Origin of the sequence: Sphingomonas sp. FUKUSWIS1 (assembly GCF_000733135.1) — a bacterium.
Classification (GTDB): domain Bacteria; phylum Pseudomonadota; class Alphaproteobacteria; order Sphingomonadales; family Sphingomonadaceae; genus Sphingomonas; species Sphingomonas aerolata.
In genome coordinates this window covers 1-2,591 of the sequence record NZ_JPJC01000180.1, presented here as the reverse complement: position 1 = coordinate 2,591, position 2,591 = coordinate 1, and the positions used below count along the sequence as shown (strand labels likewise).

The 2,591-nt window shown below is 70.4% G+C and carries 1 protein-coding gene; it reads right to left on the bottom strand.

Annotation, left to right across the window (positions count from 1 at the left end):
• Nucleotides 1-97: 97 nt before the first annotated feature.
• Nucleotides 98-2,527: a two-partner secretion domain-containing protein gene (locus sphsw_RS11360; protein ID WP_052380925.1), complete on the bottom strand. Its 2,430-nt coding sequence runs from the start codon at nt 2,525-2,527 to the stop codon at nt 98-100.
• Between the last annotated feature and the right edge of the window lie 64 nt (nt 2,528-2,591).

Sequence of the window (2,591 nt, the reverse complement as noted above, 5' to 3'; positions counted from 1 at the left end):
GACCGGCTGGGCGCCGGCGGCGGACGCGCCCCCAGCCGCCAGGGCGACCGCGACCAGCACCGCGCGCCGCGCTGTTCGCGACCCGAAGCCTGCCATATCAGTGGCGCGCCTGCTTGCGCGGATAGACCGGGACCACGGGGGTGCGCGGCACGGGCTGCGTCAGTTCCCCCAGCGACGACTGGGTCGGCGGCGTCACGGGGACCGGCGTCACGGGGGCCGGGGGGATCGGGAACGGTCCCGGACCCTCCGGCGGCACGCTCACGCCGCCGTCGACCACCGTCCCGACCGGCACGTTCGGCCGCCGGACCTGGGCTGGTGGCACCTCGAGGAACGGCCGCGTCGCGGTCGGCAGGACGGTGACGATCACCGGCGTCGGTGTCGGTGTCGGCGTCAGTATCGGCGTTGGCGAAGGCGAGGGTGCTGGCGACGGCGCGGGCGCGGGTGCGGGTGCGGGTGCGGGTGCGGGTGCGGGTGCGGGTGCGGGTGCGGGTGCTGGTGCCGGCGCCGGTGCTGGTGCTGGTGCTGGTGCTGGTGCTGGTGCTGGAGCTGGAGCGGGAGCAGGAGCCGGCGCAGGCGCAGGCGCAGGCGCTGGAGCTGGAGCTGGAGCTGGAGCTGGAGCTGGAGCCGGGGAAGGAGCAGGTGCGGGTGCCGGTGCCGGTGCCGGTGCTGGCGAAGGTGCGGGAGCGGGTGCAGGAGCAGGTGCAGGTGCGGGAGCAGGGGCAGGAGCTGGTGCTGGTGCAGGAGCAGGAGCAGGAGCCGGTGCAGGAGCAGGCGCCGGAGCAGGCGCCGGAGCAGCAGTGATCGTCCCCGTAGTCCGGAAGCCCGCCGTGCAGCACGATCCCGCAAGCGCATATTGGTCCGCATTCGCGCCGGTCAGCGTATAGCCGCTATAGCTGACGCCGATGCCCGCCCCGGCGTCCGCGCTGTCGAACGTCGCCGTCGCGTCCGTCCCCGCGACCAGGGTGACGCCACTCGGCAGCCCCGACGTGTCTGATGCGTTGAACCCACTCAGCACCGCCGCATTGGTGCCGTCCGCGACCTTCTGCGCGGACGGGAAGACCAGCATCCGCTGCGAAATCGCCGCACCCTCGGTCAGCACGAACTCGTTCGAGAAGTCGGTCGGCGTCGTATACGAAACCGGGTTGTAGGTGATCGACACCGGCGCCGCGGTCACCGTCGTCGGCGGCGACAGCGCGGAGAACACGATCGTGCCGCCGTTGACGCCCGGCCCGGTGCCGTCCGCGCCTGCGATCAGCGTCAGCCCGACCGGCAGGCCCAGGCTCTGCGCCGGGATCGTCGTGCCGCGCGTCAGCGTGACGGCAGCGTCGATCATCACGTCATGCCCCGCGCACAGCGCGATGTTGCCGTCGGTCGTCGTGATCGCATGATAGACGTTCACGTTGCGCCCGGCGTTGAGCAGGATACTGCCATTGACCGTCGTCAGGTCGGCGTTGACGTTCACGTCGCGGCCGCAGCAGGCGACGATGTTGCCGTTGGTCGCGCTGATCGGCGCGTTGATGACGACGTCGCGAAACGCGTTCAACGTCAGCGTCGTCGGCACGCCCGAAGCGGTCCACGCGACCGCGTCGTTGACGAAGATGTCGCCATTGCCCGTCGTCGTGTCGCCCGCCGCGGGCAGCGTGCTGATCGTGATGCTGGTCGTCACGAGCTGCGCCGACAGCGTCGAGCCCGAGATGTTGCCGCCTGCACCAATCACATAATCCTGCGGATCGATCAGCCAGCTGCCGGTCGTGCCCGACCGCGCCAGCGTCGAGACTCTGGAACCGTCGGCGATGTTGACGGTCGCCGCCGACGTCTCGACGAAGCCGCCATTGCCGCCGACCGGTGCGCTCGCGTCGAGCGTGCCGCTGAGATTGGTGGTGCCGGTCTGCATGTCGCCGAGCAGCAGGATCGTGCCGCTGCGGTTCTGCAGCGTCCGCGCCTCGATGATGCCGCTATTGTTGACCGCGGTGTGGAGCAGCTCGCCCGCACCCTGCGCGGTCATCACGACCTTGCCGCCATCCGCGCGGATCAGCCCGCCGTTGCGGACCAGCGCGCCCACCGCGCCCTTGTCGACCGCGACGTTGAGCAGCCCGTCGCCCGCGACGTCGAGCGTGATCGCCTCACCCGCCGCCAGCACGACCGTGCCGAAATTGGCGCGGATCACGCCGCTGTTGCCGACCTGCGCGCCGAGCAGCGCGACATAGCCGCCCTTGGCGGTGATCGTGCCGTCATTCTGGACGCCCGCGGTGCTGGTCCCGGCAAAGCGCGACTGGCCGGCCATAAAATCCGCATCGCTGATGTTCAGCGTCGATGCGACCAGTCCGCCGACGTTCACGCTCGCGGTCTTGCCGAACACGATGCCATTGCCGTTGACCAGGAAGACCTTGCCGTTGGACGACAGGTTGCCAAGGATCGATGACGGGTCCGACCCGACGACGCGGTTGAGCGCGACCGAGCTCGTGCCCGGCTGGTCGAAGGTCACGCTGGCGCCCTTGCCGATCGAGAAGGACTGCCAGTTCAGCACCGCGCGGTCGCAGCGTATTCTTCTATGTGATCGAGGGGCGGCCCGAGGTCAGCGGGACGGTCGT